The 15,887-nt window shown below is 40.2% G+C and carries 21 protein-coding genes; 3 read left to right on the top strand and 18 right to left on the bottom strand.

The features are described 5' to 3' along the window. Positions 1-332: 332 nt before the first annotated feature. The 3 genes from C1A05_RS01855 to fabZ form a co-directional block, all read right to left on the bottom strand. Complete coding sequence (locus C1A05_RS01855; RefSeq protein WP_102026468.1) at positions 333-842, bottom strand: competence protein ComK; 510 nt, start codon at positions 840-842, stop codon at positions 333-335. 267 nt (positions 843-1,109) lie between these two features. After that, the gene (locus C1A05_RS01850; protein ID WP_102026467.1) at positions 1,110-1,508 is read right to left on the bottom strand and encodes a hypothetical protein; all 399 of its coding nucleotides are present in this window, start codon (positions 1,506-1,508) and stop codon (positions 1,110-1,112) included. A 150-nt stretch (positions 1,509-1,658) separates the two neighbouring features. Next, positions 1,659-2,084 carry a 3-hydroxyacyl-ACP dehydratase FabZ gene (gene fabZ / locus C1A05_RS01845; protein ID WP_102026466.1) on the bottom strand — a complete coding sequence of 142 codons (426 nt, stop codon included), beginning with the start codon at positions 2,082-2,084 and terminating at the stop codon, positions 1,659-1,661. Between the two features lie 483 nt (positions 2,085-2,567). On the opposite strand from fabZ, the gene C1A05_RS17940 reads away from it, so the two are divergent. Next, positions 2,568-2,708, top strand: a complete 141-nt coding sequence (locus C1A05_RS17940; protein ID WP_159461964.1) for a hypothetical protein — start codon at positions 2,568-2,570, stop codon at positions 2,706-2,708. Positions 2,709-2,783: 75 nt separating this feature from the next. On the opposite strand, the gene C1A05_RS01840 is transcribed toward C1A05_RS17940, so the two are convergent. The 5 genes from C1A05_RS01840 to spoIIID form a co-directional block, all read right to left on the bottom strand. Beyond that, a complete protein-coding gene (locus tag C1A05_RS01840) occupies positions 2,784-3,089 on the bottom strand; it encodes a DNA-directed RNA polymerase subunit beta (protein ID WP_102026465.1) in 306 nt (101 codons plus the stop codon). A gap of 31 nt (positions 3,090-3,120) precedes the next feature. Continuing rightward, positions 3,121-3,936: a flagellar hook-basal body protein gene (locus tag C1A05_RS01835; protein WP_102026464.1), complete on the bottom strand. Its 816-nt coding sequence runs from the start codon at positions 3,934-3,936 to the stop codon at positions 3,121-3,123. A 14-nt stretch (positions 3,937-3,950) separates the two neighbouring features. Further along, complete coding sequence (locus C1A05_RS01830; protein ID WP_102026463.1) at positions 3,951-4,775, bottom strand: flagellar hook-basal body protein; 825 nt, start codon at positions 4,773-4,775, stop codon at positions 3,951-3,953. A 168-nt stretch (positions 4,776-4,943) separates the two neighbouring features. Further along, positions 4,944-5,942 (bottom strand): rod shape-determining protein, encoded by a 999-nt coding sequence (locus C1A05_RS01825; RefSeq protein ID WP_102026462.1) that lies wholly within the window; start codon positions 5,940-5,942, stop codon positions 4,944-4,946. Positions 5,943-6,083: 141 nt separating this feature from the next. Further along, on the bottom strand, positions 6,084-6,365 hold the full coding sequence (gene spoIIID / locus C1A05_RS01820; protein WP_102026461.1) for a sporulation transcriptional regulator SpoIIID: 282 nt from the start codon (positions 6,363-6,365) through the stop codon (positions 6,084-6,086). Between the two features lie 318 nt (positions 6,366-6,683). On the opposite strand from spoIIID, the gene C1A05_RS01815 reads away from it, so the two are divergent. Further along, complete coding sequence (locus C1A05_RS01815) at positions 6,684-7,430, top strand: hypothetical protein (protein WP_102026460.1); 747 nt, start codon at positions 6,684-6,686, stop codon at positions 7,428-7,430. Positions 7,431-7,867: 437 nt separating this feature from the next. On the opposite strand, the gene C1A05_RS01810 is transcribed toward C1A05_RS01815, so the two are convergent. From C1A05_RS01810 to spoIID, 6 genes are all read right to left on the bottom strand, one after another. Beyond that, positions 7,868-8,830 (bottom strand): M23 family metallopeptidase, encoded by a 963-nt coding sequence (locus C1A05_RS01810; protein ID WP_102026459.1) that lies wholly within the window; start codon positions 8,828-8,830, stop codon positions 7,868-7,870. A gap of 125 nt (positions 8,831-8,955) precedes the next feature. Further along, a complete protein-coding gene (locus C1A05_RS01805) occupies positions 8,956-9,915 on the bottom strand; it encodes a nuclease-related domain-containing protein (RefSeq protein WP_159461963.1) in 960 nt (319 codons plus the stop codon). 207 nt (positions 9,916-10,122) lie between these two features. Next, the gene (locus tag C1A05_RS01800; RefSeq protein WP_102026457.1) at positions 10,123-10,719 is read right to left on the bottom strand and encodes a hypothetical protein; all 597 of its coding nucleotides are present in this window, start codon (positions 10,717-10,719) and stop codon (positions 10,123-10,125) included. A 52-nt stretch (positions 10,720-10,771) separates the two neighbouring features. Beyond that, positions 10,772-11,092, bottom strand: a complete 321-nt coding sequence (locus tag C1A05_RS17840) for a hypothetical protein (RefSeq protein ID WP_145997276.1) — start codon at positions 11,090-11,092, stop codon at positions 10,772-10,774. 254 nt (positions 11,093-11,346) lie between these two features. Further along, positions 11,347-11,526, bottom strand: a complete 180-nt coding sequence (locus C1A05_RS01790) for a hypothetical protein (protein WP_102026455.1) — start codon at positions 11,524-11,526, stop codon at positions 11,347-11,349. Positions 11,527-11,593: 67 nt separating this feature from the next. After that, the gene (gene spoIID, locus C1A05_RS01785; RefSeq protein ID WP_234998251.1) at positions 11,594-12,637 is read right to left on the bottom strand and encodes a stage II sporulation protein D; all 1,044 of its coding nucleotides are present in this window, start codon (positions 12,635-12,637) and stop codon (positions 11,594-11,596) included. A 175-nt stretch (positions 12,638-12,812) separates the two neighbouring features. Here spoIID and C1A05_RS01780 point away from each other — a divergent pair, with 175 nt between their 5' ends. After that, complete coding sequence (locus C1A05_RS01780) at positions 12,813-13,502, top strand: hypothetical protein (protein ID WP_102026453.1); 690 nt, start codon at positions 12,813-12,815, stop codon at positions 13,500-13,502. Between the two features lie 21 nt (positions 13,503-13,523). Here C1A05_RS01780 and C1A05_RS01775 read toward each other — a convergent pair whose 3' ends face one another. The 4 genes from C1A05_RS01775 to C1A05_RS17935 form a co-directional block, all read right to left on the bottom strand. Continuing rightward, positions 13,524-13,859, bottom strand: coding sequence for a hypothetical protein (locus tag C1A05_RS01775; protein WP_102026452.1), 336 nt, complete (start codon positions 13,857-13,859; stop codon positions 13,524-13,526). Positions 13,860-13,869: 10 nt separating this feature from the next. Further along, positions 13,870-14,697 carry a GNAT family N-acetyltransferase gene (locus C1A05_RS01770; RefSeq protein ID WP_102026451.1) on the bottom strand — a complete coding sequence of 276 codons (828 nt, stop codon included), beginning with the start codon at positions 14,695-14,697 and terminating at the stop codon, positions 13,870-13,872. Between the two features lie 27 nt (positions 14,698-14,724). After that, entirely contained in the window at positions 14,725-15,279 is a 555-nt protein-coding gene (locus C1A05_RS01765; protein WP_102026450.1) for an NUDIX hydrolase, read from the bottom strand. 362 nt (positions 15,280-15,641) lie between these two features. Beyond that, positions 15,642-15,812, bottom strand: coding sequence for a hypothetical protein (locus tag C1A05_RS17935; protein WP_159461962.1), 171 nt, complete (start codon positions 15,810-15,812; stop codon positions 15,642-15,644). Positions 15,813-15,887: the final 75 nt, after the last annotated feature.

Here is a 15,887-nt window from a genome sequence, read left to right as displayed (position 1 = left end):
CGCACTGTGGAATTAATCGGACATTCTATCGGAATTGCACCCGATCTTGGAGGATTAATGGCAGATTTTATTGGAATCGTGCCACCCATTGAAGAATGAATGGTACATTTTGGAGGATTCCCGCGCAATTCTAATGAATAATATTGAATTTATAATGAAATTAATTACATATTCAATTGAATTATTAACTTCTCCATGAGAATAAATCACAATTCCCACCGAATCAGCCCACGTTCTTGATTAATCATGCAGAATCCCTAATGAAATCGTTCAAACCAAGAAAGAATCAGACAGAATTAAAGACCCCCACCAACCAGTGGAGGGTCTCAAATTTAAAAGCGATCGAAATCATCATAATCCGTATTTGGATAATCCCACAGCACACGTTTATACATGAGCGCGATAACTAGACCGCATAAGCCGAATTGTCGGTTCATGGACATGAAGGATGTATTTACGATTATTTTGCGATTATCCGATAGTACGACTTCTGTTTTCGTGATGTCGTTTCCGAACTTTTTGTAATCGTTGATATTGAAGAATGAAATCCAAGTGCAGTTATGTTCTTTGGGTGACATATTCGGAAAGAAGAAGAGCCCTTCCGTTGGGTTGATTGGGATTGGAAGTTTTGATTTAACACGAAGTATTTTTTCCATCGCCTTTTTTCTGCCGATGTAAGTGGAGCCCCCAGATATGCAGGCTTCTTTGATGAGTTGCATTGATGTTTTTGTACAATAGATTTCTTTGTCCTTTTCCAAAATCCTTGTTTGATATTCCGCGCTCGGTACGTGTAGAAGTGCCATTGTATTACGATTAATTTTATAATCCTTTAAAATGACCATCTGCAACCTCCCATATTATTATTTTACTACAATCATATTTTACTATAATTTACTAGGGAAATATACCCTTATTTTTACAAAATTGTGTATTTTTTGAAAATAATATAGGTATTTAGTTATAAAATCCGTCAAAATAGGGAATATTTCACGTGTAAAAAGCAATATTCCACCAAAATCTTGAAATAATTCAACAAGTAATGACCACTTTCATTCAGTTGGAGCTTTTTTTCAAAAGAAAAAACCCGCAAAATGATGCGGGTTTTTCCTTTATTGATTTTCGTCATCTTCTTCTAATAAATCATCACCATTGTTTTCATCTGTACCTGCACCATTTTGTGCATCGTCAGTACCTGTGCCTGCATCTTCACCAGTGCCAGCACCGCCATTTTCCTCAAGGTTTTCATCGCCATTTGCACCTTGATCTTGACCATCTGTGCCATCATTCTGTTCTGGTGTTGCATTGTCGCCTTCGTCTTCCATTAGGCCATCATCCGTTGCGCCACCATCATCTGTTGTACCGCCATCATCTTCAAGTGGTGCCTCTTCTTCTAACGGCGCTTCTTCTTGAACTGGATCCTCTTCGTCACCTTCATCATTCGCACAACCTACAACTAGAGAGAGAGCCATTACAGATGCCCCAATTTTCCAAAGCCATTTGTTGTTCATGTCTCTTTCCTCCTTTGTGGATATTTATCATGTTTATTTTTCCCAAAAGAATGGAATTTATGTTGAAAAGTTTCCGATTTAAACGGAAAAACATTCTCATCCTGTAGGTTGCACAGTCGGAGGAACTGTTATGTAATCATTTTGTAAAAGTTAATTACCAATTGCAAAAGTAATTTCCGCTTCACAAGCAAGCTCACCATTTACGGTTGCCACGCCTTTTCCCTTTCCAATTGGCCCTTTGACACGCACAATTTCCACTTCTAGCTTCAGTTGATCGCCTGGCTTTACTTGACGTTTAAAACGACATTTATCAATTCCAGCTAGAAATCCAATTTTGCCCTTATTTTCTTCCTTTTGCAAAATAGCAGCAGCACCAACCTGCGCCATTGCCTCTACAATCAAAACTCCAGGCATTACCGGATAATCAGGAAAATGTCCCTGGAAAAACGGTTCATTAATCGTTACATTTTTTATCCCAACAGCACGTTGCCCCTCTTCAAATTCTTCTATCCGATCCACTAATAAAAACGGGTAACGGTGTGGAATAATATTTTTAATTTCATTAATATCTAGCATATGTACATTGCCTCCCAATATGGATTTTCATTATTATATCAAAATTTAGTAGTAGGTGGTACTATTTTGTGATGTGGGGTTATGTTGAATCGATGTTAAAAAGTCTGTATGTATTGTTGAATTAGTTTTTGCACTTGATGAGTTAGTTGCTACACTTGTTGAATTAGTTCCCGCACTTGTTGAATTAGTTCCCGCACTTGTTGAATTTACCATATATTATGCCGAATTATTCAAGGATTCATTAGGATTAGCATCTCATATCGAAAAATTATGCTGAACACGTATAAAATGTTGAATTAGTTGCTTATATTAATGAATTTCACTTACGCATTATTGAATTATTCGCTGATTTTGTAGAATTATTTAACGATATCATTGAATTAATCGTTCATCTTGTTGAATTATACATTTAAATCATTGAATTTATCGGTTATCTTATGGAATTCTCCACCCACATTGAATGAACCAATTTAGCAGGATGAGATGTTAATTCAATGGAATGTGGGCAGAATTCAGCAAGATGGGTGGTTAATTCAACAAAATCAGGGCGAAATTCAGCAAGATGGATGGTTAATTCAACAAAATCAGGGTGGAATTCAGCTAAATGGGGCATTAATTCAATAATATAAAGATGGAATTCAATAAGAGCTGTAATCAAAACCCCACCAACAAAAAAAGACCTCCCACCCAGGGGAAGTCTCATCGTTCCTTCTTCACAATATCAACTATATGTTGCCAAGTGGACCAGTCGAAAACGTCGGTTGGTTTGCCATCGCCGATGATGCCATAACCAATCATAAGGCCAGCAAATAATGCGAGAACACTAAACACCGTCACCAAAATAATGCGCAGCCAAATCGGGACTAACCGTTTGCGGAACTTTTTCATTTTCTTTTCGAGCTTTTGTTCCTTTTTCTTTTGTTTATCCTTTTTTTGGGCTGCCTTCTTTTGTTCGCGCATTTCTTCTCTTGTTCGTGATTGGCCTTTTTTTTCTTCTGTTACCATATTGTTAAGGCTCCTTGAAATTTATTTCTTCTTATCGAAGGGAATTCACAAGTCCTGCCATTTGATCGGAGAATGTAATGGCACGTGCGTTTAATTGATAGGCACGTTGCGTTTCCATCATGCTTGTTAATGCTTCCGATAGATTCACGTTGGATGTCTCCAATGTCCCTGGAAGAACCGATGCATCCACTACTTGGGCTACAGCATTTTCGTCCATTCCGTACGCTTCATTCGGGAATCGATAACGGTTGCCACCTGCTGATTCTAAGGAGCGTGGAAGCTCTACTTGAACAAGCTCAAGGCTTGCTTCTGCATTTACTGCAGTGCCTCTCGTTACAGCTATTTCCCCGTTTTCGTTAATTCGGATGTCATCAAATCCACCTTGAACAACAATTGGGCCATTGTTCCCTACAATTGGGTGTCCTTCAGCTGTCACAAGCATCACTTGTTCGTTATTGTTAATTGGTTGCAAATAAAAGTTTCCAGCTCGGGTAAATTGGGTTTCCGTTACTCCATTTTCGGTCACTTGTACTTGGAAAAACTGTTTTTCATTCGTTAAGGCAACATCTAAAGCTCGCTCTGTTGTCATCAGGTTCCCGCTTGCCATATTCACATTAGCATGTGCTAAACGGGCGCCGTTTCCTTGACGAAATCCGGCTGGTGTCACGCGAGGAGCTGTATCCTCATCTGGGGATAGGTTGTCTATTTGTTGAACTAATAGAGACGAAAAATTAGCAGTTTTTGCTTTGTACCCAGCTGTATTCGCATTTGCGATGTTATTTCCAATAAGATCTAATCGTTTTTGCAATTGTCCCATTGTAACTGCTGCAATTGAAGCATTTCTCATTTATTTTCGCCTCCTTATCTCAATTTTCCAATTTGGTTCGCTGCTAAATCCATGCTTTGATCATACGCTTTTAATACTTGTTGGTTTAACTCAAAGCTACGATAGGCAGCCATCATATCTGTCATCGTTTGTATAGTATCCACGTTGGAGCCCTCAAGTACACCTTGCTGCACTTCAAACGTAACCCCCGCAACACCACGAGCATCTACAGGCTGGGCGTCCCCTTCTACTTCAAAAAGGTCATTCCCAACTTTCACCATATCGGCTGTCGCATTTGGATGATACGCAATGCCTAGTGGAATCGTATTTCCGTTAACAAGGATTTGTCCATTCGCATTCACTTGAAAATCGTTGCTTCCTGTTTGAATTCGATTTCCAGTCGCATCTAGTACATAGTATCCCGTTGATGACGTTAAAAATCCTTCCGCATCAACCGTAAAGTTACCATTACGAGTGTAGCTCATGCCACCATCCTCGTTTTGTACCGTAAAGAAAAGAAATCCATCGTCATCTGGAAGCTGGCCATTTACAAGCGCAACATCCGTTTGTATTCCAGTGTCTCGAACATCCCCTTGCTCGAACATTGGAGTCGTTTCATGCATATAAACACCAGTATTAATAGAACCAATTGGTTGATTCGTTGGAATACGTAGACCGTTCTTTACTGGAATTTGCTTTTCTCCCATTTGTTGAATAAGCAATTCCGGAAAAGAGCGTAAAGATGTTTGGTCTGTTTTATATCCTGGAGTTAATGCGTTAGCCATATTATTTGTCAGGATGTCTTGTCGTCGTTGTTGAGCTAACATTCCGCTTGCAGCTGTATAATAGCCTCTAAGCAAAGCGATCCTCTCCTTTTTTTGAAAAACATTAGTGGGATTATCTATCGTTAAAAAGCCTTAATTTAAAATTCATACCATTATTATATCGGTTCAACACCCATTAGATTGAAGCATTTCTCGAATATTTTTTATTAAACAAAAGCTTCTCACAATCGATAATCACGCCAATTACTTCCCTACTTTTGGAAGCTTGTCTATATGTTCAAGCATAAGGCCTGTCCCAATTGCAACACATTCCATTGGATGCTCGGCAATAATAACAGGCACTTTTAATTCCTCAGATAATAGCTGGTCTAAGCCGTTTAGTAATGCTCCTCCACCAGTTAAAATTGCACCACGGTCAATAATATCTGCAGATAATTCAGGCGGTGTACGCTCGAGCACAGATTTCGCAGCTTGTACAATTAAAACAACGGATTCTTTTAAAGCATCGTTGATTTCAGCTGAACGAACAGTAATCGTTCTCGGTAAACCAGAAACCAAATCACGACCACGTATATCCATTTCTTCATTACGAGCTCCTGGAAATACTGTCGCAATGTTAATCTTAATGTCTTCCGCAGTACGATCCCCAATAAGAAGCTTATATTCTCGTTTAATATATTGAATAATATCCTGGTCAAACTTGTCCCCTGCCATCTTAACGGAAGAGGCGGTGACAATATCGCCCATTGACAATACCGCAATATCGGTTGTCCCACCGCCTATGTCTAGTACCATGTTCCCGCTTGGTTGGAATATATCCATTCCTGCACCAATTGCAGCAACCTTTGGCTCTTCCTCAAGATAAACCTTTTTGCCGCCACTTTTTTCAGTAGCTTCTTTAATGGCTTTTTGCTCCACCTTCGTAATGTTGGTTGGGCAACATACTAAAATTCGTGGTTTTGACAAGAAGCCTCGGACATTAATTTTTTCAATAAAATGCTTTAACATCGCTTCCGTAACATCAAAGTCCGCGATAACCCCGTCCTTCAACGGGCGAATTGCCGCAATATTACCTGGCGTACGTCCAACCATACGTCTTGCCGCATGCCCTACCTCTAAAACTTTTCCTGTATTTCGATCCATCGCAACGACAGATGGTTCATTTAGTACAATGCCTTTTCCTTTTGCATGTATTAAAACATTTGCCGTACCGAGATCAATACCAATGTCTCTTGCAAACATAATATAAAGGTCCCCCTGACTCCAAATTTCTACAAAATCCGCAAATATACCTATTATATGTTGTATTTTATCAAAAATTTGTCAATTCGTCTTTAGTATTTTGAAAAAAGTTTCCGAATCATGCAGTATTGGAGTCACACCTTATGAAATTGTTTTCGTCATAGACTCGTCTTTCGTACGGCTAGAGTACTTTTTCTTCGTCGCTTCACCACCTCTGAGATGTCGAATTGATTTGTGGTAATCGAGAATTTCTTTAACTTCTTTCCCAAGTTCTGGATTAATTTCTGGCAATCGCTCCGTCAAATCCTTGTGGACGGTACTTTTCGAGACACCAAACTCCTTGGCAATGACTCGTACCGTCTTCCTTGTCTCCACGATATATTTTCCTATCTTGATTGTTCTTTCTTTGATGTAATCGTGCACACCACTCGCCTCCTAAAGGTTGGACTCTTAAAGGGGTGAAATGAGACAAGGTGATCTTAATGGGGTGTTTAGTAAATTCAAGCTGCATTCGAACAGATGTCATCCCTAGTAGCAATAAGACCGCAATCCACACACTTTCCCACCTCATACCTTTCATTAAGCTCGTTTGTAACATCTTATTAAGCAGGCGGCGTGATTATGCTTAAAAATCAAGTAGGACAAGGCTTTTGAGGGGAATTATGTAAAAAATTTGGTTTGGTGCATAGATATGAGGTGTAGTGCATACATTATATGCGCTAATTGAGGGGTTGGATGGGATTGAGTGGGGGTTGGGTGTATAAATTAGGGGTTGGTCGAGGATTCTCGGTGGGGGTTGGGGGATTATTGGATGGTGTTGTGGGATTATCCTGCGGTGTTGGCGAATTTATGCTTTGTGTTGGAGGATTACTCTCCGTTGTTGATGAATTCGTGCTTTATGTTGGGGGATTATTCCGAGATTTTGGTGAATTGAGTGCTGTGCGTGGGGGATTACCCTCTGGTGTTAGTGAATTGGGTGCTGTTCGCTGGGGATTCCCCCGCGATGTTGATGAATTCGTGCTTTATGTTGGGGGATTATTCCGAGATTTTGGTGAATTGAGTGCTGTGCGTGGGGGATTACCCTCTGGTGTTAGTGAATTGGGTGCTGTTCGCTGGGGATTCCCCCGCGATGTTGGTGAATTCGTGCTATATGTTGGAGGATTATTCCGGGGTGTTGGTGAATTGAGTGCTGTGCGTGGGGGATTACTCTCCGTTGTTGGTGAATTAAGTGCTGTGCGCTGGGGATTCCCCAGCGATGTTGATGAATTCGTGCTTTATGTTAGAGGATTATTCCGAGATGTTGGTGAATTGAGTGCTATGCGTGGAGGATTACTCTCCGTTGTTGGTGAATTGAGTGCTATGCGCTGGGGATTCCCCAGCGATGTTGGTGAATTCGTGCTATATGTTGGAGGATTATTCCATGTTATTGATGAATCGAGTGCTATGCGCTGGAGATTATTCCGGGGTGTTATTGAATTCGCGCTATAGACCACGGGATTTTCCCAAGAACTTGCTGAAATCATGCAACATGTTGGATGATTTCCCCGTGATTCGGTTGAATTCCTCCCACAAGTGAATTCATCAACTTGAGAATGGATACTTGCCACATGCGTGGCACCTAAATAAGATTATGAACCAGATATTCCATTAAAACCTAAGTGAATTCAATAAAATATACTAATAATCCATCAATAAAATACGCGAATCTCGCTATGACATAGAGCTTTCTCTAAAAATAGCGCACGAATCTCCCAACGACCTAGATTAATCCTCCAAAATAAACCGTTAATCCTCCAACATCACGGGATAATTCCACATAATTCCGATTTAATCCTCTAATAACGCGAAGCCATTCCACAAAATCAACGTCATATCAAAAATAAGAAAAAAAGACTGCCTCCAATTGAGACAGTCTCATGTAAAATTTACGCGCTTGCTGAAGATGCTGAAGATTCCGCTTCAGGAGTTTCTGCATCTGGAGATTCTGCGTCTTCATCGCCAGAACCTGCGTCTGGATCTTCTGTTTCTTCATCAGCGTTCTCATCTGCATTTTCTTCCTCATTTGCTTCATCGTCTTCATTTGCATCGCCTTCATCTCTTGAAAGCTCATCATGCTCTGCTTCAGAAGCTGCGTCATCAATTGCATCTTCTTCTACATTTGTTTCTTCGCTTTTGTCTTCATCTTCTTCCTCTTTCGGAAGTTCGATGTCACTTAGCGTTTTGTTGAAGAAGTCTTCTGGGTTTAATGGTGTACCGTCTTTACGTAATTCAAAGTGTACGTGTACGCCATTCGCTTGTCCAAATAAATTTCTTCCAGCGGTACCTAATACATCACCTTGTGTTACCTCTGCACCAGATGAAACAGTTACATCTTCAAGGCTAGAATATTTTGTTGTTACACCATTATCGTGTGTAAGCTCCACTACCATTCCTTGTAATGGGTCTTCCTTAACCTCTGTTACTGTTCCACTCATTGCTGCAGTTACATCAAATGCTTCATCGTTGGCAGAAGCAATATCCACTCCTACACTTTGATAATACTTATTATTGTATAGGATGAGTGCCTGCTCACGATCTTCTTGCGGAGCGTCGTAATCAAAGAATTTCGTTACGATCTCTGCATCTGTGGCATTTGCTACAGGCATTTTCAAAGTTTCTTCCTGTGTCACTACAGGCACGGTATCAAGATCCGAGTCATGTATTTGGTCTTGAGTATTTTCCGTATCTAAAGCATCCTCAGGGAGATCAATTGCCCTATTTTGATACCAAATCACCGCTGTCAAAATCAATGCTGCAAAAGTTAAATAAACCGCTGGATAAAACCATTTCTTTCTTACTAACTTCTTCCATGAATTATTAGAGTTCGGTTTCTTACCTTCCTCTTTCATCTTATCACCACCTCTGCTACCATTCTCAACGGATAATGAAAGATTTATACATAGATTTTAAATTTTTTTGCACTTATTTTTCGACAAAGGGATGATTTTTATGCATGGAATGGAAAATTTTTTAATTAGAGGGGTAATTGATATTGCCGTCCTTTTGTTTTACCAGTATAGGGAAGATTCATGGATTGGAGAATATAAGCCGCGGTCGAAGGGGACGGAATCTTTAAAAAGGCGCGAAGCTGTTCATTCGTTATTTTAGGTCCTATTAAATACGCGTAATCTTTTAATGACTCAACATGGGCGTCTGTCGAGGAAAAGTTACATTGCTTACATGTCCACACTTTTCCTTTTCGATTCATTGGCAGTTGAGAGCAGTTCGGGCAGTGAACGCCACCGCGAATATCCAATTCTCTTAAAGCATAAGCTTCTAGCAGATTGGTTGCTTGAGGTCTGTCCTGCTTCCACATTTGCTTTGCTAGTTTTAGAAGCTCTGCTTTTGTAAACAACCTTCGCCCATACCTTTTCGATACTTCCGCTACAGCTTCAGGAATGTTTTCACTATGTATAATGCGCTGCACAAATTCAGGGTTATGATTTGAGGATTCAATTATAGTAGAGGAAAAGCTAAAAACAATGAGGGTTTCAATCGGAATGGAGCGAATCCCTTTCTTCAAAAGCCACTGATGGAGCTGCTTTTTATGTCGGCCCACTTGCGTAATCGGATACGGATAACCCTCCTTTTTGCCATCCACCATTCGAATTAGCTGCTTAAAGGTATCATCAAAATAGACCGTGCCATTGTAATTTTTCACTTCTAAAATAAGGAAGAAGTATGGGGTGAGGATAAGCGTGTCCATTTGAAAGGTATGCTTATTAGAGAGGGTGAGATCGTGTAAGATGTAGTAATCCTTGTCGGGCAAATAACTTAAAAAATAGTCAATCGCCGTCTCCCCTCTAAAACCTTTTCTACTCTGTGTCAGGTTTTTATGAATTTCACGCATACTGATATGATTCGGATCCACTCTTCGAACGAGCGCCTCGTGCATTTTAATCGAAAGCGGAATTGGTCTTTCTTTTACAATCATGCTATTTCTCCCTTTTTTCCTTATTGTAAATGATGTTCTAATAGAGATGCTAATCTCTAAAAAAGAAGAATTAGCGTAACATTTTATTCGTATTTTAGAAGTGTCTAGCGAATTTAGGCAATATCGGACTGTTTTTATATAGTAATTTTCAAATTCAACATAAATGAAAAAAGCTGACCCCATCCAATAATGAGCCAGCCATATTCCTTACCTTTCTTTTTCATAAGCTTCCTTTAGGTCTTCCTTTAACGCCTCCACACTTTTCCCATCGGTTGATATCCCATATTCACTTGCCTTGCTCTCCATCATTTTCTCTAGAAGCTCTTGTTGTACAGCATCTGCCTCTTTATTTTCAATGGATATTCCGTGCTCCGCCGCCTTTTCCATAAGCCTCTCTTTTCGATTTCCTAGATTCAGTCGGTAATCATTCATACTTTTAAGAGCTGCTTCTTCCTTGTTTTCTGTATTGTAAGCCTCTTTTAACTGCACTTCTAACTCTTCCATACTTTTTCCTTCGAATGTTATACCCAGTTCACTTGCCTTTTGCTCCATCAACACATCAAGCAGTTCCGCCTGAATCTCCTCTAATTCTTTACCCTCTAGAGACACTCCATGTGCATCCGCCAGTTCCTTTAAATGTTCATTATTAAGACCTCTTTCACCACGCAAATTCTCCACTGCCTCGCTAGGTGTTTTCTCTTCAGCTGGAGGCTCCGAATTCTCACCTGCAAATGCAGGCATCAATTGCAATGACCCAATACAAACACCACCAACTAACACAGACATAAGTATTTTTTTCTTCATCAAATCCCTCCTTTTACCGATTAAATGACAGTCAGTTTTATTATATATGTTCTCAAATAAGAATGTTGTCGATTGCCATATTTTTTCGATTTGATTCCATGTTTTCCTTTGAAATGGCAAATATACCTCTGGATTTCATCGTTGGAGGCGGATAATAATTTAGTAATTGGGTTTTTTCATTCAATTTGAATTCATTTTCATTCAGAAATAGCAGATAATCATCCAATAAGTACGGATATTCCTGCAATATGTATGAATTATCCTTTAGATCCCTCTTTTTATTGGACTTGGTGGAGCATTCATTTAATAGGGGGCATTTTTCATTCAACATTCCGTAATAATCATTCAATAAAGCATATTTTTCATTCAACATTACTTAATAATCATTTAATAAGTCGGGATTTTCCATCATGGCCGGTTATTCATTCAATTAAATTGATATTCCTCCAGCATGTAACAGCATTCATCCAGTAAATCTCCTTAATCATCCAGCGCAATGAATTATTCAACTAATGAAACCCATAATCATTCAAGATAAGTTAATAATCATTCAATAAAGCAAATTTTTCATCCAACATAAACGAATAATCATCCTGTAAGTCGCTATTTTCCAACAACACCAATTATTTATTCGATTAAATTGATAATCATCCAACGCATCACATTTTTCATTCCATGAAACTCCATATTCATCCAGCACATCACATTATTCATCCAATATAACTCCATATTCACCCAGCACATCACATTATTCATCCAATATAACTCCATATTCATCCAATTAACCCTCACAATCCCCCAACTCATCGCAATAATCCTCCAATACCCAACCATATTCCCCGCGCATCCAACATTAATCCAAAAAAAAGAGGCCTTAAACCTCCTCGCGCTTTAATGCGGTTACGCGTTCGGGGTCTGAGCCTATGTTTGTTACTTCTGCACCTTTATAGTAATAGGTCACGATCTCTTTGTAAGTTTTGCCTTCTTTCGCCATGCCGTTTGCGCCGTATTGGCTCATGCCAACACCGTGTCCGTAGCCTTCTGTTTGAAAGACGAGGTGGTCTCCCTTCAGCTCAACGGTAAAATCACTTGAGCGCAAATCTAGGGCTTCACGTACTTCTCGACCAGTGAATTCCTTACCTCCAATTGTAACGGTTTTGACTCGGTCGCTTTCGGTTCGAGTTAAATTCGTAATCGCATTGCCTTTGCTTGTGATGGATACGCCTAGTTTGCTTGCCGCTTCTTCTAAAGTGAAGATTGCTTGGCTTTCAAATTTTGGCGATGCTTCATCCCATGGACTTGGTACGCTTTTTAAATAAGGAATTGGATTCGTCCAGTAGTCCTCTGCATTTTCCGTGTAGCCGTTGCTTGTGGAGAAGAATGCGGGTTCAATTGGATTGCCTTCATAGGTTAAAATTTCGCCTTGGGTTGCTTCTACCGCTTCTTTTATCTTTTGCATTTTCCAATCGAAATCCTCGCCCCATTGCTTCTTTAATTCTTCTTCACTTTTATATACTTGATGTTGAACGGTATCGGTAATTTGCCCTCCCTCAGGCACCTTTTCCCCATTTAACACATGCTTCACCACATATGTACGCGCAGCGAGTGCTTGAGCTTTTAATGCTTCTGGCTCAAAATCTGCAGGCATTTCGGAGGCAACGACCCCTGCTACATATTTCTCGAGTGGGACATCATCTACCTTTCGTTGCTGCGATCGGAATACGGAGACAACATACGGGTCTTCTTCTACTCTTCCATCTGATCCACTCACATCTACTTCGGCGTCTTTGTCATTGGTTTGATAGTTTTCGGTTGTTTCAGAGCTACTAATATACGGGATAACGACTAAGGATGGAATGACTACAATCATCGCTACAAGGGATAGTACAGATATCAAGCTAAGTTTTTTCCAGTTCACAAAAAAGCCTCCTTTCATTCTCTACTAAAATCTATTCACAAATTCGATTTAGTAGAACTAGAATTTAAGAAAATAGACAAGCTTACTAGAAAAAATAGTACAAGCATAATTAGGTGGGATAAGGTAACTTCTCTATCCTCAGACATATACTTTATGGAATGATGGAGAGAAGGGAATGAAGGATGTGAAGAAAACAGGATTATTCCTGGTCTTTTTTATGCTTTTTTTAGCTGCTTGTTCGAATTCGGAGGAGAAGGATGAAAAGGACAGAGCGGAAAATTCAGAAGAGACAACAAAAGAGGAAGTAGCAACAGAAGAAGAAGAGGGAACGGAAGAAGAGGCAGAGGATACCGCTTCTGAAGAGGAAGAGGATCAAGCTTCCGAAGTAGAAGAGGCATCCACAGAAGAACCAGTCGATGCGACAAGGGCCTCTGTATTTGAAGAGGAATATTACTTATACATGGATTATTTGAATGCAGCCGTTGTGTATGAAACGGAAGCACTAACCGTATTTAATGATTTAGTTATGCAAAATGTAGATGATGCGACCGCAGCAGACTCGATACGCAATGAGGTCATTCCCGCTTATGATGCTTACTTGACAGAGCTTGAGAATATACCGGAAATCAATCCAGAGTTAACCGAGTTTAATCAACACTTGCTTGATGTGTCCTATATTCAATACGACGCACTTGTTACCCTTTTGGAGGGCTTGGATGCACAGGATGATGCCTTAATTAATGAGGCGTATATGCTAATGGAAGAACACACTGCGCTTACTATGGAAGTCATCACTCATATCGCCGATTTATCGGAAAAGTACGGTATTCCTTACGATATGGATGCCGCCATGCAAGGATTATAAACGAAAACTAGAGGGCTGCCTCTAGTTTTCTTTAAATACAGATAAATAATCGGTTTGTGAAATCACATTTATTTGATGATTGTCTTTTTCATATGTCGTTAAGGAGCCCTCCCGAGACACTTCCTTCCAGCCATTCCACTCTATTTGCCACTTATAATAGAATGGTAACCCATCCTCCTCCGATGCCGGCGCCCAATCGAATTCAGCAAACCCGCTCCATTGATTGGTGACCTCCGCCGACTTCGGAATCGGAAAACCATACAATTGCTCTCCCTTCTCGTAGGAAAAAAACACCAAATACAAAACACCTGCTACGAAAATCAAGCCCACACTTATTCCAATCACCTTTTTCCTCACGCTAACCTCCCTACCCCCCGAATAACGGAATAACCTTGGCATTACAATTCTTTTCATAAAATTCTATCGGACCAGCTCCACCTAAAATTGCATATGCATAACCCTTTTTAGACATATCCACCAAACTGCGCTGGAGTAACTCCTTCCCAACAGACGCCAAACGATGGTGCTTGGCAACACCCATCGGCCCAAAATAGCCCTTCTTCCCTTCAAATGTATCATAACAAGCAAAGCCAACAATTTCCTCATCCTGCAAAGCAAGAAAAACAGGAAGCTCCTCACCATGAAGATTTTCGAAATTGCCTAACCAACGCGCATCAAATTCCTCTACGATAAATCGCTTAATGGCTTCCAGGTCATCCTCCGTCAATCTACGAATCGCATTTTTCTCCTTTAGCTCGTCGTCCACTTCACTCAAATCCACTATCAAATCTCTCGCCACACAAGCGATGCGCATGATATCTTCCTTCACTTCCTCATTTAGGTAGTCGGCTCTCTCCAACACCGCTTGCAGAATATGCCCTTCATGGATAAACATTTGATTATACTTTTTCATTAAGACATTCGCCCGCTCCAAAACCTCAATCGAAGCTCCGGAGAATTTCTGATCATTGTAAAAAAAGTACTCCGAATCACCCTGTTCTACGCTTCGCAATAGTTCTTCCGCAAAATGAACACCAAATTGTTTCGTCAAATACAAATAAAGCTCCCCGCATACTCCCGTTCCTTCGTGACTTGCTCCGATCAACAAATGATGTGGATAAATAACACCTCGTGCCACCTTACGAGCTAGTTCAAAAATACGTTCCATTCGGTTGGTAAATTGATAATCATACATGGGCTATTTGCTCCTAATAAAAAATAGTTAATTTCTTTTTTCTGATAAAAAATCCTTCGCTAAAAAGTAAGCATTTGAGGTGAAAAGCTGGGTTTTAATTTCGTTCTTTCGAATTAAACTGCCAAAGCTATGAAATGGAAAAACACGAATATCAAGATCCTCCGTCTCATCCAATTGCTGACTGTATGCTGGATAGGCATCTTGAATTAAAAAGGTAATCACCTTATTCGTTTGCGTCGCCGGATTAACCATGAGCTCACTCAGCTTGATCGGCTTCTGATCAGACGTAAACCCAGTCTCTTCCCGAAGCTCACGAACAATTCCTTCCTCATACGTCTCATTTTCTTCTATTTTCCCGGCCGGTAGCTCTAAAAAGAAATCATCCCCTGCATGGCGATACTGCTCCACAAGGACAATCTCGTCATCCTTCGTAATGACAATAGCATTGACCCAATCCGCATATTCATTTACATAGTAGCCATCAATCACAAACCCATTTGGAAGCTCACACTGATCCTTACGCAAATTCCCATATGGCGTTTTATACAAATACTCGCTATGTAACGTCTTCCATTTTTTCATGTTTCCACTCCTATAACCTGCTCAGGATGATTTATTATGTGCTTTACTTCTTGAATAATTTTATTGAATTGTTGAATTATCGCTTTATATTGTGGGATTATCGCTTTATCCTGTTGAATTATCGCTTTATATTGTGGAATTACCGCTTTATCCTGTTGAATTCTACATCTCTACTATTAAATTCCTGCTTTGCATTATTGAATTCTGCTCTCTAACCTTGGAATTACCGCGCTCATCTATCGAATCCCGCTCCCTAACCTTGGAATTACTGCGCTCAACTATTGAATCCCGCTCCCCAACCTTGGAATTAACGCGCTCATCTATCGAATCCCGCTCCCTAACCTTGGAATTAACGCGCTCAACTATTGAATCCCGCTCCCCAACCTTGGAATTAACACGCTCAACTGCTGAATTATCACCCCAAACTGCCGAATTCCACCGCTCAACTGCTGAATTATTACTCCAAACTGCCGAATTCCACCACTCAGCCCCAAAACGTCAGCCCCAAAATCCCAACCCCCAAATCCCATCACTCTAAAAAACTTCGCCCCCCACCCAAAATAATCCTCTATTCATACTATCCCCAAAACCATAAAAAAAGGGATGCA

It is taken from the genome of Salirhabdus sp. Marseille-P4669 (assembly GCF_900240405.1).
GTDB lineage: Bacteria > Bacillota > Bacilli > Bacillales > Alkalibacillaceae > OEQK01.
This window is presented reverse-complemented; position numbering and strand designations above follow the sequence as displayed.